Here is a 19,678-nt window from a genome sequence, read left to right as displayed (position 1 = left end):
CACATTCCACTCGACAAACCCATTGAGAAATCCGCTCATGACCAGCCCCCTCCCCGCTCTCATCGTCGTCGACGTGCAGCGCGCGTTCGACGAATGGGAGGCGGCGGGAAAGCGACGCAACAATCCGGATGCGGTGGCGCGGATCGTCGATCTGCTGCAGACGTTCAGGGCGCGCGGCGCGCCGATCTTTCATATCCGCCATGAGGGCACAAAGCCGAATTCGTCGTTCCTGCCTCAAAGCTCCGGCTATGCCGTCAAGGACGAGGCGCGCGAGCAACCCGGCGAGACCGTCATCGTCAAGCGCGTCAACAGCGCCTTCATCGGCACCGACCTGGAGCAGCGCCTGCGCGCGGCCGGCATCGGCACGCTCGTGATCTGCGGCGCCACCACCAATCATTGCGTGGAGACGACGACCCGGATGGCCGGCAATCTCGGCTTCGACGCGCGTCTCGTGCGCGATGCGACCTGGACGTTCGACCGCATCGGACCCGACGGCGACAAGCATTCCGCCGAGGAGATCCATGCGATGACGCTGTCGAACCTCGACAGCGAGTTCGCCAGCATCGTTACCACCCGTGACGTGATCGCGTCATTCGCGGCCAAGTGATGGCAACGACGTGATCGATACCGCCGATGCGACAATAAATCTCACGACGCAGGATCATCCGCCTTTCGAATCGCATGCCGCGCACTGCGTCGTTTCGACGCCCGCAACGTCCTGGAACACAGCCGACGCCCATCTGTTGTCCCACGACATTCAACTGGAGTGATAACATGAAGTATCTCATTGTCGCGATGGCGGTCGGAGCTGCGGCGCTTGCCGGCGGATCGGCGGCGAACGCGGCCGGCAATTCGAGCGCGAAGCAGAGCGCGCAGGAAAGCCAGACCACCGACATCAGTGCACACCGCAGGCACCATCACTGGCGTGGTCACCATCATTGGCGGCATCACGGCCACTACCGGCCTTATTATCGAAGCTACGGCTATTACCCGCGCCACCACGGCTATTACGGCGGTGGGCCGTACGGATATTATGGCGGCGGCCCCAGCGTGACATTCGGCTTCGGTGGCAGCCGCTGGTGAGCCACGAGGCCCGCAGAGATGCGGGCCTTTTATCTTACCTCCGCAGGATCAGCCCCGCCGTCTCCAGCCCGCTCGCCAGCGCCGCTTCCACCGTGCCCATGTCGGGGCCGCGATAGAGCGCTTCGCCCGAGAACGACACCAGGCCGTCGGCACGCGCCAGAATCGCCTGTGCCGCGCGCGTCCGCGGTGTCGCCCAGGAATAGGCGCCGCGGGCAAAGGGATCGTGCGCCCAGTTGGTCGCCGATGCCGCCACGAGCTCGCCCGCGACGTCCTCGCGCGGCAGCTTGAAGATGGCGGCGAGCGAACCGAGCCCGGCCTCGATCAATCCTTGCGGATCGAGGCTGTCCAGCTCCAGCGTGCGCGGGCCGCCGAACCAGCCGGTGAGCACGGCATGCTGGCTCGGATATTGCGTCCACCACACCGGGATCTTCTGTTCGGACAACAGGAAGGTCATGTGCGCGAGATCCTGGTGTCGCTCGCGCCACCATGGCCGCGCGAAGCGCAGCAGGATCTTGATGACATTGCCGAAGCCGATGTCATCAGTGACGGCAAGCCTCGCACTCGCGCTCGCCGGCAGGGCTATCTCGCGCAGCAGCGGCAGCGGCACGGTGAGGATCACGCGGCTGCAGCCATGCACGTCACCGCCGGCGCAGCGAACGACAGCCTCGCGGCCGTCCTCCTCGATCGCCGACACCACGCAGCCAAGATGGATGGTGACGCCGTGCCGGCGGCAGTCCGCCACCAGAAAGTCGACCAGCGCGCCATAACCGCCATCGATGCGCGCCTGCGGAGCATGCCCGCCATCCATCCATTCCTCGCGCAGCGCCAGCGTCGAGGCGCGCTCCGGGTCGGCCGCGTCATAGCCCTCGACCATCCGCTCGATCGAATGGCGCATCGGCGCGGAGTCATTCCCGGCAAAATGCCGGCGCAGGAACTCGGCGACAGGGAGATCGTCCTGCAAATCCCTCAGCAAGGCTTGGAGTTCGGCCTCGTGCGGGTCGTCGCGCTCTTCGCGCGAGAGCCTCGCCCCGTCAAAGCTCCACTGCTCGCCTTCGATCTCCTGAAGCGAGAGCCCGGCCTCGCGCAGCAATCCGCGCGTGACCGGCGCCTCGCCATGGACGAATTCGGCGCCGCCCTCGGCGGGATAGCCGAACTCCGAAAGCGGCAGCGGATGGATGCGGCCGCCGCAGCGCGCGCGTGCCTCCAGCACCGTCACCTTCCGGCCAGCACACGCCAGCTCGCGCGCCGCCATCAGGCCTGCCGCGCCGGCACCGACGATGACGATATGCTCTGCCATCTCGGACATGGCCGGCTTTACCGGCTCGCCGCTTGCGGATCGTTCCTGATCAGGTAGCGCAGCAGCAGCACACCGCCGCCGAGGTCCCGTGTGCTCTCCAGCGTCATCGCCGCGATCGGCGCGCGCTTGTCGCTGTCCGCCTCCGTCGAAGAGAACACGAAGGGCGCGCCCATGGCGCCGTCGATCGCGGGGCTGAGGATCAGGTTGAACTCGTCGATCAGGCCGGCGCGCAGGAACGCGCCATTGGCGACGCCGCCGCCCTCCACCAACAGACGCTTCACGCCGAGCTCGCGGTTGAGGATGTCCAGCGTCAGCGCCAGGTCGATCTCGGACTTGCCGGCGAAGATATAGGACACGCCCTCGCCGCGCAGCCCTACGAGATGCGAATCCGGCACGCTCTCCGTCAGCACGACGACGATCGGGTCACCGCCGATGTCGGCGCGGCCCCAGCCGATCTTGCCCTGCGCATCGAGCACGACGCCATAGGTCTTGGCATCGCGTCGCGCGAACCAGTTTTCGCGCGGAAATGTCTCGCGCGTCTCGGTCGGGTAGGGCTGGCCCTTGGCGAATTCCGAGCCGGTGACGCGGCCGATCACCCAGGCATCGCCGCCGAGCTCGTCATGGATCTTCTCGAACCAGTCGGTGCCCGCTCCCTTCGGACGCCAGCGGCTGGGGTGCGTGCGGCCGTCGAGGCTGGAGTGCATCAGGCAGATGACGTAGGGCTTCATGCAACTCTCCGTAATGCGCTTCACGCCGCCGGCGCATCGCTCTTCTCATTGCCCTTGGCGCGATCGTTGACGATCACCGCGAGCGGGTTGAGCTTTGGCGGCGCGACCAGCTGCAGCGTGTTGGTGTCGTGATGATTGAACGGCGCGCCGCGCACGAACAACTCGGTCTGGATCAGATAGGTCCAGCTGCCATCGTCGTTGAAGGTGATGTCGCAGCGGTAGGCGTCGGTACGGAACGCCTGTTCCAGAAAATAGGTCGAGCAGATGCCGTAAGCGGTGTCGCCGCGCTTCGCGGTGACGGAAATTGTCTTGTCGTCGGGCCCGGCCTTGCCCGAGGCCAGCAGCACTTGTCCGCGCGGAATCGCCAACGTCTGCATGATCAGCCCGGTCGCGGGCTCCCACAGCCAGTAGCCGACCTGATCGTGGAAGGTGATGTCTTCCTCGGGCGTGTTGATGTGGATGTGATAGCGCAGCCCGTAGAACAGCTGCGGGCCGTTGGCCTGCGGATCGATCGGGTCCATGCGGATGCGCTCGATGAAAGTTCGCCGCTCCGGCCCATCCGCCTTGGGATTGATGTCGATGCCCTTGTCCGCCTGCCAAATGCCCGCGAGGCGGCGCAGCGGGCCGAGATTGGCAAGGCCGTCGGGCGAGACGTCCCCAGACTCGGTGAAGATGTCGGCGGGAATGGGAAGCATGGAAGTCCTCGCGGGAAGTTGCGCAGGCAGCCATAGCATGGCGAAGAGAATCTGGCGCGTGCTCAGGCCTCACAATCGCGAATGCACATCGGCGCTGTGCGCGGGGCGATTGTCGGGCTTTTTAGGAAGATCGTGCCTGTGGCCATCCTTCGAGACGCCCGCCGCTGGCGGGTCCTCAGGATGAGGACCGGGTGCGAGGCACCATTCTCAGCGAGCACCAATGCCGCTTAGCCTCATGCTGAGGAGACCGCAAAGCGGTCGTCTCGAAGGACGAGGCGCGCGCTCAGCTCCCACAAAGCGCCATACGCGATCGCCCTGCCAGAAGACGGGTGCCGGCATCAAGTCGATCTCGTCAGGCGCGCGAAATCGCTGACGCCGCTATCAACGAGGATCGCCCTCAAGCCGCTTCCGACACCGATTTCGCGCGCTGCTCGAGCACGCCGATCGTCGAGACCAGATTGTCCCGCCGCGCGCGAAGGTTCAGCGCGAGCAGCGGATAGGTCGGCTGATGCGCATCGAACACGCCGGACTTGGCTTCCTCTTCGAGAATATCGGTATTCAAGAGTCGAACGCGCCACCACAAATCGGCGATCAACGCATCGAGCCGGAGTTCGCCGGCAGTACCAGAACGGGACACTTCTTGCATCGCTTGCCTCAACCTGAAACGGGCCTCTCCACCGAGGCCTGACTTGGGTTAGGACTGAGCAAGCAGGGTGCCAGGATGGCGGGCGCGATCCGGCTCCGGAATCAACCCGCAATGCACGGGCGGTGGAGAGCTGACGTCATGGCCGTCTCTCAGCCCTTGCGAAGGCTCGTCAAGCCCGGCCAACAAGCTGTTGGTGCTCGGGGCGATGCGCGGTCGTTGGCAAGTGCGGCCTCACCCGGGAGCCGGAACGCCTCACGCCACCGCCTGCCGTCGGCGCTGCGGTGCGGGGCCTTGCCATGACAGGTCGGCCAAGGGCACGGGCTTGCTGAAGAGAAAGCCCTGGCCGAGCGGGATACCGAGGGCGCGGAGCCGTCCGACCTGTTCAGAAGCCTCGACGCCCTCGGCAACGATCGAGAGCTTCAGGGTCTTGGCAAGCTGCACGATGGATTTCAGCACCGCGACGGTTTCGCTGCGATCAATCCGGTCGATGAAGGACTTGTCGATCTTGACCTTGTCGAAGGGAAACGCCGTCAGATAGGACAAAGACGAGTAACCGACACCGAAATCGTCGAGCGCAATGGAAACGCCGAGCGCCTTGAGGCGCTGAAGCGTCCTGAGGTTTTCCTGCGTGTCGGCCAGGAACACGCTTTCGGTAATCTCGAGCTCGAGCCTGCTTTGCGCCAGCCCGCTCTGCGCCAACGCGAACCTCACCGTATCGACGAGATCGGTGCCGGCGAACTGCAGGGCGGAGAGATTGACCGCGACCCTGACGTCGGTCGGCATGGTCATCGCATCGCGACAGGCCTTGGCCAGCACCTGATTGCCGAGCTCGACGATCAGCCCGCCAGCCTCCGCGACTGCGATGAACTCGGCCGGTGGAATGAAGCCCTTGGTCGCGTGCTGCCAGCGCGCCAGCGCCTCGACCGACTTCACGCGGCCGGTGCCGAGCTCGATCACCGGCTGATAGAACACCTCGATCTCCTCGCGCCAGATCGCCTCACGCAGCTCGATCTCGAGTACGTTGCGCTGATCGGCCTCGGCCTTGAGCTCCGCCGAGTACACGTGGAAGCAGTTTCGGCCGGCGTTCTTCGAGCTGTACAGCGCCAGATCGGCATTGCGAAGAATCTCATCGACGCGCGTGCCGTGCTCGGGGACGAGAGCAAGGCCGATGCTGCAGCCGACCACGACGGGATGGCCGTCGATGTGATAGGGCTCGGCGATGGCCGTGACCAGCCGCGCGGCGAGGCTGGCCGCACCGTCCTGCATCGCGGCCCGGCCCGGTGCGACGATCACGGCAAACTCGTCACCGCCAATCCGCGCCGCCGTGTCGGTGTCGCGGATCTGCGCCCTGATCCGATCCGCGACCTGCTTCAGCAACGCATCGCCACATTGGTGACCGAGTGCGTCGTTGACCGACTTGAACTTGTCGAGATCCAGCAGGAGCACGGCGAAGGGAGCTTCCGAGGCGCCGGACTTCGCGAGCGCCTGGTCGATGCGCTCCTTGAACAGATTGCGATTACCAAGTCCGGTCAAGCTGTCGTAATGCGCCAGCCTTTCGATTCGATCCTCGGATGCCTTGCGTTCGGTGATGTCTTCATGGGTGGCGACCCAGCCGCCGCCCTCGCGCCGTCCGTAGGAAATATAGACAACCCGCCCATCCGGAAACTGCACGGTGTTCGAGGTGTGCTCCGACTGGGTGAGCCGTTGCTTCAGATCGGCCAGGTAAGCCTCGACGTCGAGGACGGCGGTCTGTCTCGCAAACACTTCGCGGAAATCCATGCCGATTCGAATCTCCTCGGGCGCGAGGCCGTAAAGCTCGATCCATTGCCGATTGAATGCGATCAGGCGATCGCGGCCGTCGAACATGCTCAACCCCTGGGGAAGGTTTCTGAGCGCATCTTCGAACTTGCTGGCAAATTCGCGAAGCTCGCGCTGGGCGCGATCGAGCGCCAGTTGGCGCCGCCAGTAGAACAGCATCGCAGTCAGAATGATGAACGTGAGCAGCAGCGCGCCGCCGAGATAGACCCCCTGCCTGGTGTCCGCGCGCGAATAGATCTCGCGCTCCGAGATGCCTACCGTGAAGATGAGCGGAAAGAGCCGCGATCTGCGTGCGGTCACCAGCCTGTCAGGGCGGTTGGGGTGGTTTTCGTTCCAGTATTGGGCGTAGAAGCCGTCCCCCAGCTCGCTTTCGACGCGGTTCGGCGAACGTTGCCCCAACACGGAGTGCGCATCGATGCCGCGCGCGGCGAGCACGACCTGGTCTGCGTTTCTGAGCACCAGCGTTCCGCCGGCGCCGAGCTTTGCGGTGTCGTAGAACCGGCCGACCACCTCGACGCTGATCGAGCCGACGACCACGCCTGCCGGATTCCTTGCGAGGTCGAAGATCCTCCTTGCAAGCTGTATGGTCCATTTGTTTGACGCGCGGCCCAGCACCGGCCTGCCCACGTAGAGGCGATCCTCGGACTGCGACATGGTATGAATGAAGTGTTCGCGATCGCCGAGGTAGAGCCGCGGGCCGGAATAGCTTGCCGTCGTATCGATCATGTACCCGTCCAACCCGATCAGGGCGAACTGGACGACGTCACCGGTGGCGATGCGGGCCTTGTCGGACCAGAACTTCAGACTGAAGGTCATCGGATCCTGGGCGTAGAGCGCTCGCACCACCAGCAACGACTGATCCACGCGCTCGAAGATGCGCTCGGTGTTCTCCTCGAACAATTCGGCGACGCTGTTGCCGTGCGACCGCGCCTGCTGGACCGCATCCGTGCGTTCCGATGACGTGATCGCGAAATAGCTGATCCAGATCAGGGGCAGGAAGAACAATGCGATCTGCAGCGGAGCATTCCGCAGGATCGTTCTTCCGGCTCTGCGGACCGATCTTGCCGGAATCACGAAATGCCCCCTCGCCTCGGCCGCCAAGGCAGAACTGCACTCACCGCCAGTAGTGACATCGCCCGTCTCTGCCTCGATTGCCCCGGGGACCGCCGCGGCCGAAAGCGGCGCGCGGGCCGGTTCACGGCCCAAAGCTAGGCGTCACAGCCTTAAGTTTCGGTTCGGGTCGAGGTCAATTCTTTAACTTACGATCTCCGTATGATCACGGAGGTCGGCTGTTCTTCGGTAACCACGCGGTATTGGCATAATGGGAGACGATATCTCGGCTCTGTCCCGGTCTCTCACATCGCGCGCGCAAGGACGATCACGCCGGACAAGACGAGGGCTGCGCCTGCCGCATGACTCAATCCTCGGCCGAACGGCAGCAGTTTCTCAGCGGCGACATAGAGCGCGATGCCGATGATCCAGGTCAGATTCATCACGCCGCCGACGAACAGCAACACCATCAGAAACCAGCAGCAGCCGACGCAGTAGCTGCCGTGGCGAAGTCCCATCCGGAATGCTCCGGGCGTGCCGGGCCGCCAGTGCCGACTGAGAAACAACAGGGGGCTCTCGCAGTAGCGCAGGCAGGAATGTTTGAGCGGCGTGAACTGATAAAGCCCTGCGGCAACCAGGATGCCGCCGCCCAGGATCGCGCTGGTGCTTGCCATCGCCATCGACAGCAGCCCGTAGCGTTCGAGCGCCCCTTGCGCCAGGACCGCAGCGAGACTGAACCCGGCCCATGCCACGAGATAGCCGGCGAGAAATATCCAGGCATCGATCGCGGCGCGGGACTCGGTCTCCTGCTTGCGCTTGACGGTCGCATACAACAGAACGGTGGGCGCCGCACTCGGCGCCATCATCGCGATCATCATCACCCACCACATCACGAACAGCAGCGCGGCATAGAGCGGCGTCCACGGCATCGGCGCCATGTCCGGCATGTCCGCCATCATCTCGGTATCCATGCCGGCGCCGCTCGCAAGATAGGCCCAGGCGAGCGCCGCCACTGCGGCGGTCCCGATCGCGACGACCAGCCGATCGCGACGGAGCAGGTGTTCCAGCATCAAGTGCCCCTGCATGGACTTTGTCCGGAATCGCGATGAGGAGCCGACATCGAGATCGCGTCTCGATGTCGGCGCCGCATCAGGCCGCAACCCCCTTGGGCGTCTGCACGACATTGGCGAGCGAGCTGTGCGTGCCCTTGGTCTCGAACGGGATCGCGCCGGTCGAGCGGATGTTGGCGGACGCGACCTCGGCGGCCCTATGCTCGAAACCCTCCGGCATGATCACCTGGATGCGGTGCGGTTGACCCGTCACCGGATTCTTGATCGGCTCGACATCGGTCTCGAGCACGCCCTTGGCCACGAGCTTGGCGACGCGTCCGTCCTTGTCGAAGGAAAACTCGAACGGCGCGAAGACCGGATCGTGGATCTTGGTGACGATCATGCTGACGATCTGGAACAGCGTGCCCTCGGCCGAATGTTTGCCGGAAAAGATGTCGAACAGCGCCTGACGCTGCTCCGCCGTGGCGCGCTCGTCGATGATGGGCTGGATTGTCCCGTTGCCCTCATGCAGCGGCCCGGGGAAATCGACCGTGATCGCGAAACAGAGACCGTCGAGCCTGGTCCCCTCGAAATGCCCTTTGGCAATCCGCATGGCGACCAGCCCCTTGCAATAGCCCTGGGTCGGCGGCGCATTGAAATCGCAGGGGCAGCCAAACGCGCAGGTGCAATTCTTCATCCATTCGCCTTCGAGACGCCAGTCCGATGCAGCCATGGCACATCTCCCAATGTGAGCGGGGACGCGGCAGCTGTTTGGCCGAGTTGGTCGGCGTTAGGTCGAAGCAAAGCGAAAAAGCGCGAGCGGGATCGATATCCGATCAGAAGGCCGGCATCGCGCAAAGTCTGGTGGCGAGCTGCCATTACCGTCCAATGGCCAAAGCATATCAGCCGCAGCCGGGCGCGGATAGTAATGCATACGGCAGAGTAGCCGGGGGATTCAGTACGTCCGGGATCAGGGGAATGGTGCCCAGGGAGGGAATCATACGCAATCACCGACAAGACGAACTGCTGTTTGTCCTTAATATGGTGGCCTGAGCCCCCGGGAGGGGCCGCAGTTTTGCTGCGCCGCGAAACCCCACAATCGCGGAGCTTTTCTTATCGCCGGGGCAAGCTGGCCCGCTGGGAAGCATCTTTATGGCCTGCTGACGCCGCCCCTTGTCCCCCTCCCCTGGCGGTTCAACTTGGCCTAGGAGTAGCTGACCAGCCGCGAGCCGCGGCGGCGACGACCGCAAGCGTCGCTTTCGCGCCGTCAGCCTCGCCCTTCTCGAAGTCGCCTTCCGTCTGCGCCATCGCATTCGTGACGTGCGCAAAACAGACGACCGGACTGCCGCTCGTCGCGCTGAAGGCATAGAGAGCGGCGGCCTCCATCTCGACGGCGAGCGCGCCCAGATCCCGCGCTCGCGAGATGGCGGCCTCGGTCTCGCGATAGGGAGCATCGGTCGTCCACGTTGCGCCCCGATGCATCGTGATGCCCGGCAGAGCCCGCCCGGCCTGCTCGACATTCGTGAGCAGCGGCGCGTCGGGTGCTTCGGCGAAGGTCGAGCCCGGCAGGTAATGATAGCTCGTCCCCTCGTCGCGCAGCGCGCGGTCGATGAGCACGAAGTACGGCGTCGACCCGATCGGAGTGATTTGTCCGGCTGACGTGACGCTGACGAGCAGCCGGCAGCCGGATGCGAAAAGTTGCTCGGCGACCAGCACGGCGAACGGCGCGCCCACGGCGCAGCCGACGATCCCAACCTCGCCCATGCCGTCGAGATCGAAGGCAAGAAGCTCCGTGTGATAACAGGCCCAGCCTTCATGGACACGGCCGGCACCGGTCCGCTTGAGGTGACGGACGACGTCACCGTCCGGATCGAGGACGCAAATCTCGGGGACAGTGACGAGCGGCAATTGCCTCTGCCGGCGCGCCTCCCTCAACAGCGCTTCGGGCCGAAAGACCGAGGGCGCGTTGTGGTCCTTGAGGCCGATAATCGGCCACGCGGCTTCTGCGCGATGAGGCTTGTCGTCCATGATGCACCTGATCGGCTTGTCTCAAGCGAGGGATTCGACGGGCAAGCCGGCAGCTTTCCACTCTGGATAACCGTCCTCGAGCCGGCGGACGCGATAGCCCCTAACCCTTAGCGCCGCGACGGCTTCGAATGAAAGGACGCAATAAGGGCCGCGGCAGTAGGCGATCACCTCGCGGCCCTTCGAAAGTTCGCCGAGGCGTCGTTCCAACTCGGCAAGCGGGATGTTGAGTGCGCCCGGCAGATGACCAAGAGCGAATTCGTCTTCGGGTCGGACATCCAGCACCGTAACCAGATCGTCGTGCAATCTTGCGACCAGATCATCGCGCGAGACCGGTTCGAGCGCGTCGCGGGCGTGGAAATAGTCGGTCACGACGCGGCCGATCTCGGCGATGTTCCGCTCGCCGACGCGACCCAGCGCCTTGGTCAGCGCGACCACCTCGGCATCGCCGGCCAAGCGATAGAGAACGTGTTTACCGCGACGCTCCGTCTCGACGAGACGCGCGCGCCTGAGGATCTGCAGATGCCGAGATGTGTTGGCGAACGTCAGATGCGCGCGGGCCGACAGCTCCTCGACGCTGCGCACCCCCTGGGCGAGGTGCTCCAACAGCTCAAGCCGATGCGCATGGCCCAACGCCTGCGCCACCTCGGCGAGGTTCTCATAGATCGCGTGTTTCGGTCCGGCACTTGACACGGTAGCTCCTGAATATATCATTCAGCAGATTGATTGAATGTATCTAGCCGCCCTTTGAGAGGAGTGCAAGTCCATGATCCTCCGCCAGTTCTTGCATAGCGATCCCGTCGGCATCTCCTACCTCTTCGGATGCGGCGGCAAGGCGGCCGGCGCGGTCGTCGATCCCGTCGGCGATATCCAGCCCTATCTTCAGGCTGCCGACAATGCCGGCATGCGCATTCATTTCGTCGTCGATACGCATATTCATGCCGACCACCTCTCGGCAGGCCGGGCGCTAGCCGACGCAGCAGGGTCGTCCTACGTGCTCTCGTCGAACGCGCGTGTGTCGTTTCCGTTCAAGGGGGTTGGCGACGGCGATGTCCTTCCGCTTGGCAACGTCACGGCAACGGTTCTCCACACGCCGGGTCACACACCTGAGCACATCTGCATTCTGGTGACGGACCGGACGCGCGTCGACGAGCCCTGGTTCGTCTTCACCGGCCATACTCTAATGGTCGGCGATCTCGGCCGTACCGAGCTCGCCGTCAGCGCCGAAGAAGGCGCAAAACAACTGTTTCGGAGCGTGAGCAAGCTGAAAGGCTTGCCGGACTACGTGGAGGTCCTGCCCGGCGCCTATGCGGGTTCTGTCTGTGGCCGCCGGCTGAGCGGGAAACCATGGTCGACCATCGGCTTCGAGAAGCGACACAATCAGGCGTTCGCGATCGAGAATGAAGCCGAGTTTGTTGGGTTCATGGTCGCCGAGATTCCGCCGGCTCCGCCGGAAGCCGCGAAGATCAGAGCCGCCAATTCAGGCGTCACGGCCGCTGCGGCCTGATGTCATGAGCGAAGCGCTAACCGTCCCGCAAGGACCGCCTTCGGTCAGGTTGGGGCTGAAGGAAAACTGGCCGCAGTTCGCTCTGCTTGTCCTGATCAACGCTTTCGTCGGCGGGATGGTCGGGATCGAGCGAACCGTCGTGCCGCTGATCGGCGCCGAGGAGTTTAAGGTCGGCTCGACGACGCTCGTCGTCTCCTTCATCGTCAGCTTCGGCGTCGTGAAGGCGTGCGCCAACCTGATCTCCGGCCAGTTCGCCGACAAGTGGGGGCGCAAGCGGGTTCTGGTCCTCGGCTGGCTGGTCGGGCTGCCGGTGCCCTTCATAATCATCTGGGCTCCGAGCTGGGAATGGGTGATCGCCGCCAATGCCCTTCTCGGGATCAATCAGGGTCTTGCCTGGTCGATGACCGTGATCATGAAGATCGATCTCGTCGGACCGAAATCGCGCGGCCTTGCCGTCGGTCTGAATGAGTTCGCCGGCTACCTCGCGGTCGGCGTGACCGCCTACCTCACGGGATATCTTGCGTCAGAGTACGGGCTGCGGCCGGCACCGATCTACCTTGGTGTCGCCTATGCCGTCCTCGGCGCCGCGCTCTCGATCCTTTTGGTGCGCGATACGCGCGAGCACGTCCGGCTGGAGACGGCGGCGCATGTGCGTCAAGCGTCGCCGATCAGCTTCCGGGAGATCTTCGTCCTCACGTCGTTCAGGGATCGGAACCTGTTCGCCGCATCGCAGGCCGGGCTGGTGAACAACCTCAACGACGGTATGAGCTGGGGCATCTTCCCGTTGTTCTTCGCTTCCTTCGGTCTGGCGATCGACCGGATCGGCATACTGAAGGCCGTCTATCCAGCGACCTGGGGCATCCTCCAGGTCGCCACAGGTCCTCTGTCCGACCGCTGGGGCCGCAAGGGCCTGATCGTCGCCGGCATGTGGGTCCAGGCCGCGGGCTTGTTCCTGACGGGGGCGACGACTCATTTCGAGTGGTGGCTCGTCGGCAGCCTGCTGCTCGGACTTGGCACGGCCATGGTGTACCCGAGCTTGATCGCCGCCGTGTCCGACGCCTCGCACCCAAGCTGGCGCGCACGCTCGCTCAGCGTCTACCGCTTCTGGCGCGATCTCGGCTACGCGATCGGGGCGCTGTCGGCCGGCCTCATCGCGGACAGATTCGGACTTTCAGCGGCGATCGCTTCGATCGCCGCCCTGACGTTCCTTTCCGGCGCTGTCGTGGCGGTGTTCATGCGGGAGCGAGCGGCGGGTTCGGTTGACCTCGCGCAACAAGCGAGCCGACCGGCGGAGTAGGCTGATTTTCTTCGATGATGGAGCAAGCCGATGCAGAAAGTCTTGATCCAGACGGTCGCCGCTCTCTCCCTCCTGCCCAGCGCAGTATGGGCGCAGGCGCAAGCGCCATCAGATACCGAACGCTACTACGGCTGGGGTCCGCACATGATGGGTTGGGGCGGAGGATGGTATCCCATGATCTTCGGTCCGTTGTTCATGATCCTGTTTCTCGCGGTCCTGGTTGCCCTTGCAGTCGCCCTCGTTCGCTGGCTGGGCGGGCCATGGCCAGGAACATATCCGCCGCATCAATTGCCGCCGGCCCGCACACCGCTCGATATCCTCAAGGAGCGCTTTGCGCGCGGCGAAATCGACAAGGCGGAATTCGAGGACCGGCGGCGCGTCCTCGGCGAGTGACTCGGCGCGCCGTCTCAGGCTCGCCTGGTTGGAAAGGAAACAACCGTGCAGATTCTGCTGATACTGAACGATCCGCCCTATGGCAGCGAGCGGACCTATAATGGCTTGCGCATCGCACTCGCTCTCGCCAAGAGCGATCCCGCGGTCTCCGTGACGGTATTCTTGATGGCCGACGCGGTCGTGGCCGCGAAGTCCGGCCAGAAGACGCCGGACGGCTATTACAATGTGGAGCGCATGCTGAAGGGCGTTCTCGCGGGCAAAGGACAAGTCCTGCTTTGCGGCACCTGCATGGATGCCCGCGGGCTCACTGATGCCGAGATACTCAGTGGCGCCAGACGCAGCACCATGGCCGAACTCGCGACCCTCACCGCTTCTGCGGAGAAGGTGTTGGTGTTTTGAACCACCCAGGAGCTGATATGCCGCCGATTTATTTCGACTACAACGCGAGCACGCCCGTCGATCCCGCAGTCGCGGCGGCGATGCAACCCTTCCTGAAGAAGGCCTTCGGCAACCCATCGAGCGGGCATTGGGCGAGCACGCCGGCCAAGGCCGCCTTGGAGCGCGCCCGCGGCCAAGTCGCCGCGCTGATCGGCGCCGCGCCCGATGAGATCGTGTTCACAAGCGGCGGCAGCGAAGCAAACAATCTAGCGATCAAAGGCACGTTCTTCGCGCCGAACCGCCAAGGGGCGCACGTCATCACGTCGGCAATCGAGCATCCGGCTGTTCTTGCTCCCTGCCGGTTTCTCGAACGGCTCGGCGGCTCGGTCACTTACCTCCCGGTGGACCGGACGGGCCGGATCGATCCGGAGGACGTGCGCCGCGCCATCACTCCGCAGACGGTCCTGATCAGCATCATGCACGCCAACAACGAGGTCGGCACCATCCAGCCGATCCGGGAAATCGCTGCGATCGCGCGGGAGCATGGAATCCGCTTTCACACGGATGCAGCACAGTCGGTTGGAAAACTCGCGACCAAGGTCAACGAGCTCGGCGTGGATCTGTTGTCGATCGCCGGTCACAAGCTCTACGCCCCGAAAGGTGTCGGCGCGCTCTATGTCCGAAGCCGAGTCGAACTGGAGCCCCTGATCCACGGCGCCGGCCATGAGCTAGGCCGGCGCGCCGGCACCGAAAGTGCGCTGCTCGCGGTTGGTCTTGGGGCTGCCAGCGTGTTAGCGCAGGATCTGAAGCCGATGGAGCGCGTCCAAGCTTTGTGCGATCGCTTCTGGCGGACGCTGCAAGATCGATTTGGCGATGGTGTCGCGCTTAATGGCCACATCACGCATCGTTTGCCCAACACTCTCAACGTATCGTTCGTCGGCAAGATCGGCGCGGAGATACTGGGACAGCTGCGCGGCGTCGCTGCATCGACGGGTTCGGCGTGCCACTCGGGACGGATCAAGCTCTCGCCCGTTCTCGCCATGATGGGCGTGCCCGACAGGATCGGTATGGGAGCGATCCGTTTCAGCTTGGGAAGGACCACCACATCGGACGAGATCGATGATGTGGTCGCACGTCTAGCCGGGGTCGCATCGGCCTGATCGCTTGGGTGCAGCAGATCAGTTACCGGTCTAAGCGGCGTTTCTCCGCCAACAGGAGGACGGGCTCGTTCGCGCAATCGCTCGCGGCGTACCGGGTCGTGCTCCAGCGTGGAAAAGCGTAGTTTTGGTGCCCAGGGGCGGAATCGAACCACCGACACTGCGATTTTCAGTCGCATGCTCTACCAACTGAGCTACCTGGGCGTGCTCCAAGAGAGGGGCCAAAGCCCATCGAGCGGGCGGGTTATAGTGGGCCGGAAGCGGCCTGTCCACCCGGCTTCGCCAAGAGGCTTCGCCGGGCACGGCCCAGCTGTGCACAAGGCGGGACGGGCTTGACGCGGCTGGTGCGCGGCGTGCCGCCACGTCGATCAAATCATTGATATTGTTTGACTATTCAACGCCGTCCACGTCGTCGTCGCGGCCTGGGATGACATAGGAGCCTTTCAGCCAGCGGTTCAAATCGACGTCGCGGCAGCGCGAGGAGCAGAACGGGCGGGTGGCTGCCGATTGCGGCTTGCCGCAGATCGGGCAGGTTCTGAGCGGGCTGGCGGGCTTTTTGATCTGGTCGTCCATGATGTCGGCAGCTTGCACGGGGTGAAAGGGTTCAAGAGCCTGTCGGCAAACGGGTTCCGCACCCGACGGCGGATGCGCCCCGTCAGGCCATTCTACTGTGCATGGGGTTGTTTTCGCGATTTTGTTGGACCGGCTTGTCGGCTCACACCGCGGTGGAATTGAGCCAGCCGAAGCGGATCGGAAAGCCCTCGCCGCCGAGCAGTGTGGTGGTCTCGTAGAGCGGCAGGCCGACGACGTTGGTGTAGGACCCCACCATCTTCACCACGAAGGAGCCGGCGATGCCCTGCACGGCGTAGCCGCCGGCTTTGCCGCGCCATTCGCCGGAGCCGATATAGGCCTGGATGTCGTCTTCCGAGAGACGCTTGAAACGGACGCGGGTCTCGACCAGCCGCTGGCGAAAAGCTTCGCGCGGGGTGACGAGGCAGATCGCGGTGTAGACGCGGTGGTTGCGGCCCGACAGCAGGCGCAGGCACTGCGCCGCTTCGTCGACCAGATTCGCCTTGGGCAGGATGCGGCGGCCGACCGCGACCACCGTGTCGGCCGAGAGGATGAAGGCGCCGCGCAGCTCGTCGTCGAGCTGCACCGATTTCAGCGCCGCATCGGCCTTGGCCCGCGCGAGCCGATTGGCGCAGGCGCGCGGCAGCTCGCCGCGCCTCGGCGTCTCGTCGACGTCGGCCGGCCGGAGCGCGTCCGGCTCGATGCCGGCCTGGTTGAGCAGCGACAGGCGCCGCGGCGAACCGGAGGCAAGTACGAATTTGGGGCGGCCAAGCATCAGGTGATTTGGGGGATGAAGCGGGGGTGAATTGCGCGCGGAACCTATCGGAAGGGGGCTGATTTCACAACCCGGGAACCCGAGGTTTGGTGATTCGAGGCCTCCCCCACCACGCATGTGCCCGCGGTTTGTAACGCGGGTGTTACGGGAGGTCTCGTGTCCCGGACGCGGCGCGGCATGAAATGCCGCGACGCTGAGCCGGGACCCAAGGGCTGGCACATGCGGTGAGATGGGCCCCGGCTCTGCAGCGCATCGTTGCACGCTGCGCCGCGTCCGGGGCACGCGTGCTACCCGCTCGCCGCGCCCGCCTTGGCGAAGCGCCGGCGGATGCGCATCAACAGCTGGTCGCAGACGTCGCGGTACGCGGCGAGCTTCTGGTCGCGGCTGCCCTCGCTGGTGGTGGGATCCTGCGTCGGCCAGTATTCGACGTCGGCCGCGAGTGTCCGCGTCAGCTCCAGCGCCTTGTGGTGCGCCTCCGGCGAGAGCGTGATGATGAGGTCGAAATTCAGCCCCTCCCAGTCCTCCAACTCCTCGAAGGTCTGCGGCTTGTGGGTGGAGATGTCCTGGCCAAGCTCGGCCATCACGGCAACGGCGAACGGATCGAGCTCGCCTTTTCTGGTGCCCGCGGATTTGACGTAGAGGCCCTGCGGAAACATGTGCTGCAGCAGGCTCTCGGCCATCGGCGAGCGCACGCTGTTCATCGCACAGGCGAACAGCACCGATTGCGGATCGCGTGCGCGTGGGGGCGCAGCCATCCGCGTTTAACCCTTCCAATGCAGTACGGTAATGAGCGTGAACAGCCGGCGCGAGGTCTCGAAATCGACCCGCACTTTGCCCTTCAGCCGCTCCTGCAGCGTGCGCGATCCCTCGTCGTGGATGCCGCGGCGGCCCATGTCGATGGCCTCGATCTTGTCGGGAGTCGCGGTGCGAATCGCCTGGTAGTAGCTGTCGCAGATCATGAAATAGTCCTTCACGATCCGCCGGAACGGCGTCAGCGACAACAGATGCGCGACGACGGGCGTGCCGTCCTCGCGGCGGATGTCGAACATCAGCCGGTTGCCGGTGATGCCGATATGCAGCGTGAACGGGCCCTTCCCCTCGGCGCCCTCGGGCGCGAACAAATTCTGCTCGATCAGGTCGTAGATCGCGATCGCACGCTCGTGCTCGATGTCTGGCCCGGAACGGCCGATCGAGTCTTCGTCGAGCGTCACGCCGACGATGCGATTGCTGGAGTCGTCCTGTTCGGGCGGCTTTGTCATGACAGATTGAGGCGCAATCCAATCGAGCGCGAATGGGCGTCCAGCCCCTCCGCCTTGCCGAGCGTCATCGCGGCCGGACCCAGTGCACGGAGCTGATCCGGGCCGCATTTCAGGATCGAGGTGCGCTTCATGAAGTCGTGCACCGACAGGCCTGAGGAGAATCGCGCCGAGCGCGCCGTCGGCAGCACGTGGTTGGAGCCGCCGACGTAATCGCCGATCGCCTCGGGCGTATGCGGCCCGAGGAACACCGCGCCGGCATTGCGGATCCTCGCGGCGAGGGCATCGGGATCGGCAGTCATGATCTCGAGATGCTCGGCAGCGATCGCGTCGGCGAGCGGAATGGCGTCGCCCAGGTTCTTCACCATGATGATTGCGCCGAAATCAATCCAGGACGCGCTGGCGATCGCGGCGCGCGGCAGCGTCTTCAATTGCGCCTCGACCGCCTTTTCGACGTCGGCGGCAAGGCGCGCCGAGTCGGTGATCAGGATCGACTGCGCACTGGCATCATGCTCGGCCTGCGCCAAGAGGTCAGCGGCGATCCAGTCGGCATTGCCGGTGTCATCGGCAATGACGAGCACTTCGGACGGGCCGGCGATCATGTCGATGCCGACCTTGCCGAACACCAGACGCTTTGCGGCGGCGACATAGGCATTGCCGGGGCCGACGATCTTCGCGACCGGCGCGATGGTCGCGGTGCCGTGCGCCAGCGCGGCCACGGCCTGCGCCCCGCCGACGCGGTAGATCTCCGTGACGCCGCCGAGATGCGCGGCCGCCAGCACCAGCGGATTGAGCTTGCCGTCGGGCGAAGGCACCACCATCACGAGGCGCGAGACGCCGGCGACCCTTGCAGGCACTGCGTTCATCAGCACCGAGGACGGATAGGCCGCGGTGCCGCCGGGCACGTAGAGGCCGGCCGATTCGATTGCGGTGTAGCGCCAGCCGAGCTCGACGCCGAGCGCGTCGGTGAAGCGCTCGTCCTGCGGCATTTGCCGCCGGTGATAGGTCTCGATGCGGTCGCGCGCGAGCTTGAGCGCATCCAGCGTCGCGGCATCGCAGGCCTTCGTGGCGGCCTCGATCTCCGCGGCGGTGACGCGCAGAGCGGATGCATCCAGCCTCAGGCGATCGAACTTTGCGGTGGCCTCGAGCAGGGCCGCGTCGCCGCGCTTGGCCACATCGTCGACGATGGCGCGCGCGGCGGCCTCGACGTCGGCCGAGACCTCCCGTTTGGCGGCGAGGAAGGCCGCGAATCGCTGGTCAAAGTCGGCGCTGCTGCGGTCGAGGCGAACGGGCATGTCTGGCTTGGCTTCTGGCTGGTCGTTGGGGCGGATTGGCGCACCAGGTCCCCTGCTCAATGGCGCGGCGGGGAAGCGGCGTCAACCCTTGCGGCCGAGCCGCTGCCGCCTGGCACCGTCGGGGAGGCGTGGTTGGCATGCCACTCAGCCGTCCCCCTCGATCTCCACCCCCGTTCCCAGCGCATCCGCCCCGAGATCGGTCAGCTCGCATTCCAGGCATTCGACGTCGAGCCGGATGGCGCCACCTTGGGCGAACAAAAGCAGGGCGCTGCCGGCAGGCTCCTCTTCGCGCCCGTCCCTCGGGTGAAACTCGATGCCGACGAGATCCAGGACCTTGTCGGGTGCAGCCAAGTCGATGTTGCGCGACTTGCAGGCGAGCACGCGGTCGAAGCGGAGCGCGGCGACCAGCCGGCGCGGCTCGGCCTCGCCCTCCAGCGTCTGCTCCCAGTCCAGCCGGCTCATTCCGACCACCAGCCGCTTCTCGCTTTGTCGCCAGATGATGTCGGAGGCCTGGACACGGGCGTCCTGGACATGGGTCGAGATCACAGCGAGATCGTCGGCGTCGAGTGCGATCAGTTTGAGCTGGGGCGACATCGCCGACGCTTCTCCCTGGGAGTGGACCGGGCTCAACGCCTACAGACCCTGAAATTTCCGCACAA

At 64.8% G+C, this 19,678-nt stretch carries 22 protein-coding genes and 1 tRNA gene; 7 read left to right on the top strand and 16 right to left on the bottom strand.

Annotated elements, in window-relative coordinates; translation table 11 throughout:
- The first annotated feature begins 37 nt into the window (after positions 1 to 37).
- Together XH84_RS36815 and XH84_RS36810 are read left to right on the top strand one after the other, a co-directional pair.
- Positions 38 to 607: a cysteine hydrolase family protein gene (locus tag XH84_RS36815; protein WP_128919282.1), complete on the top strand. Its 570-nt coding sequence runs from the start codon at positions 38 to 40 to the stop codon at positions 605 to 607.
- A 167-nt stretch (positions 608 to 774) separates the two neighbouring features.
- Positions 775 to 1,083, top strand: a complete 309-nt coding sequence (locus XH84_RS36810; RefSeq protein WP_164936231.1) for a hypothetical protein — start codon at positions 775 to 777, stop codon at positions 1,081 to 1,083.
- Positions 1,084 to 1,117: 34 nt separating this feature from the next.
- Here XH84_RS36810 and XH84_RS36805 read toward each other — a convergent pair whose 3' ends face one another.
- The 9 genes from XH84_RS36805 to XH84_RS36765 form a co-directional block, all read right to left on the bottom strand.
- Positions 1,118 to 2,389: a flavin monoamine oxidase family protein gene (locus tag XH84_RS36805; RefSeq protein ID WP_128919281.1), complete on the bottom strand. Its 1,272-nt coding sequence runs from the start codon at positions 2,387 to 2,389 to the stop codon at positions 1,118 to 1,120.
- Positions 2,390 to 2,397: 8 nt separating this feature from the next.
- The gene (locus tag XH84_RS36800; protein WP_128919280.1) at positions 2,398 to 3,108 is read right to left on the bottom strand and encodes a RibD family protein; all 711 of its coding nucleotides are present in this window, start codon (positions 3,106 to 3,108) and stop codon (positions 2,398 to 2,400) included.
- Between the two features lie 20 nt (positions 3,109 to 3,128).
- A complete protein-coding gene (locus tag XH84_RS36795) occupies positions 3,129 to 3,803 on the bottom strand; it encodes an FABP family protein (RefSeq protein ID WP_128919279.1) in 675 nt (224 codons plus the stop codon).
- A gap of 397 nt (positions 3,804 to 4,200) precedes the next feature.
- On the bottom strand, positions 4,201 to 4,449 hold the full coding sequence (locus XH84_RS36790; RefSeq protein WP_128919278.1) for a hypothetical protein: 249 nt from the start codon (positions 4,447 to 4,449) through the stop codon (positions 4,201 to 4,203).
- A 252-nt stretch (positions 4,450 to 4,701) separates the two neighbouring features.
- Positions 4,702 to 7,272, bottom strand: a complete 2,571-nt coding sequence (locus XH84_RS36785) for a bifunctional diguanylate cyclase/phosphodiesterase (protein ID WP_128919277.1) — start codon at positions 7,270 to 7,272, stop codon at positions 4,702 to 4,704.
- Between the two features lie 350 nt (positions 7,273 to 7,622).
- Complete coding sequence (locus XH84_RS36780) at positions 7,623 to 8,387, bottom strand: DUF2182 domain-containing protein (protein ID WP_245471992.1); 765 nt, start codon at positions 8,385 to 8,387, stop codon at positions 7,623 to 7,625.
- A gap of 79 nt (positions 8,388 to 8,466) precedes the next feature.
- Entirely contained in the window at positions 8,467 to 9,099 is a 633-nt protein-coding gene (locus XH84_RS36775) for a DUF1326 domain-containing protein (protein ID WP_128919275.1), read from the bottom strand.
- A 461-nt stretch (positions 9,100 to 9,560) separates the two neighbouring features.
- Complete coding sequence (locus tag XH84_RS36770; RefSeq protein ID WP_128919274.1) at positions 9,561 to 10,394, bottom strand: nucleoside phosphorylase; 834 nt, start codon at positions 10,392 to 10,394, stop codon at positions 9,561 to 9,563.
- Between the two features lie 21 nt (positions 10,395 to 10,415).
- A complete protein-coding gene (locus tag XH84_RS36765) occupies positions 10,416 to 11,084 on the bottom strand; it encodes an ArsR/SmtB family transcription factor (protein WP_128919273.1) in 669 nt (222 codons plus the stop codon).
- A 73-nt stretch (positions 11,085 to 11,157) separates the two neighbouring features.
- On the opposite strand from XH84_RS36765, the gene XH84_RS36760 reads away from it, so the two are divergent.
- From XH84_RS36760 to XH84_RS36740, 5 genes are read left to right on the top strand one after another with little or no spacing between them, the layout of a single operon-like run.
- On the top strand, positions 11,158 to 11,898 hold the full coding sequence (locus tag XH84_RS36760) for an MBL fold metallo-hydrolase (protein ID WP_128919272.1): 741 nt from the start codon (positions 11,158 to 11,160) through the stop codon (positions 11,896 to 11,898).
- Positions 11,899 to 11,902: 4 nt separating this feature from the next.
- Entirely contained in the window at positions 11,903 to 13,195 is a 1,293-nt protein-coding gene (locus XH84_RS36755) for an MFS transporter (RefSeq protein ID WP_128919271.1), read from the top strand.
- A gap of 30 nt (positions 13,196 to 13,225) precedes the next feature.
- Positions 13,226 to 13,588, top strand: coding sequence for an SHOCT domain-containing protein (locus XH84_RS36750; protein ID WP_128919270.1), 363 nt, complete (start codon positions 13,226 to 13,228; stop codon positions 13,586 to 13,588).
- Positions 13,589 to 13,633: 45 nt separating this feature from the next.
- Entirely contained in the window at positions 13,634 to 13,987 is a 354-nt protein-coding gene (locus tag XH84_RS36745; RefSeq protein ID WP_128919269.1) for a DsrE/DsrF/TusD sulfur relay family protein, read from the top strand.
- Positions 13,988 to 14,004: 17 nt separating this feature from the next.
- A complete protein-coding gene (locus XH84_RS36740) occupies positions 14,005 to 15,126 on the top strand; it encodes a cysteine desulfurase family protein (protein WP_128919268.1) in 1,122 nt (373 codons plus the stop codon).
- 125 nt (positions 15,127 to 15,251) lie between these two features.
- Here the strand turns inward: XH84_RS36740 and XH84_RS36735 are convergent.
- From XH84_RS36735 to XH84_RS36705, 7 genes are all read right to left on the bottom strand, one after another.
- A tRNA-Phe gene (locus tag XH84_RS36735) sits at positions 15,252 to 15,327 on the bottom strand.
- Positions 15,328 to 15,513: 186 nt separating this feature from the next.
- Positions 15,514 to 15,696: a DNA gyrase inhibitor YacG gene (gene yacG / locus XH84_RS36730; RefSeq protein WP_128919267.1), complete on the bottom strand. Its 183-nt coding sequence runs from the start codon at positions 15,694 to 15,696 to the stop codon at positions 15,514 to 15,516.
- 142 nt (positions 15,697 to 15,838) lie between these two features.
- A complete protein-coding gene (locus tag XH84_RS36725; protein WP_128919266.1) occupies positions 15,839 to 16,468 on the bottom strand; it encodes a Maf-like protein in 630 nt (209 codons plus the stop codon).
- Positions 16,469 to 16,755: 287 nt separating this feature from the next.
- On the bottom strand, positions 16,756 to 17,223 hold the full coding sequence (locus XH84_RS36720; protein ID WP_128919265.1) for an arsenate-mycothiol transferase ArsC: 468 nt from the start codon (positions 17,221 to 17,223) through the stop codon (positions 16,756 to 16,758).
- 6 nt (positions 17,224 to 17,229) lie between these two features.
- Complete coding sequence (locus XH84_RS36715; protein WP_128919264.1) at positions 17,230 to 17,727, bottom strand: UPF0262 family protein; 498 nt, start codon at positions 17,725 to 17,727, stop codon at positions 17,230 to 17,232.
- Complete coding sequence (hisD, locus tag XH84_RS36710) at positions 17,724 to 19,019, bottom strand: histidinol dehydrogenase (protein WP_128919263.1); 1,296 nt, start codon at positions 19,017 to 19,019, stop codon at positions 17,724 to 17,726. The genes XH84_RS36715 and hisD overlap by 4 nt, the downstream gene beginning before the upstream one ends.
- Positions 19,020 to 19,163: 144 nt before the next feature.
- Positions 19,164 to 19,613: a DUF2948 family protein gene (locus XH84_RS36705; protein ID WP_128919262.1), complete on the bottom strand. Its 450-nt coding sequence runs from the start codon at positions 19,611 to 19,613 to the stop codon at positions 19,164 to 19,166.
- Positions 19,614 to 19,678: the final 65 nt, after the last annotated feature.

This window comes from Bradyrhizobium nanningense, assembly GCF_004114535.1.
Lineage (GTDB): Bacteria > Pseudomonadota > Alphaproteobacteria > Rhizobiales > Xanthobacteraceae > Bradyrhizobium > Bradyrhizobium nanningense.
The sequence above is the reverse complement of the archived record's forward strand: the minus strand, read 5'-3'. Positions and strand labels throughout refer to the sequence as shown.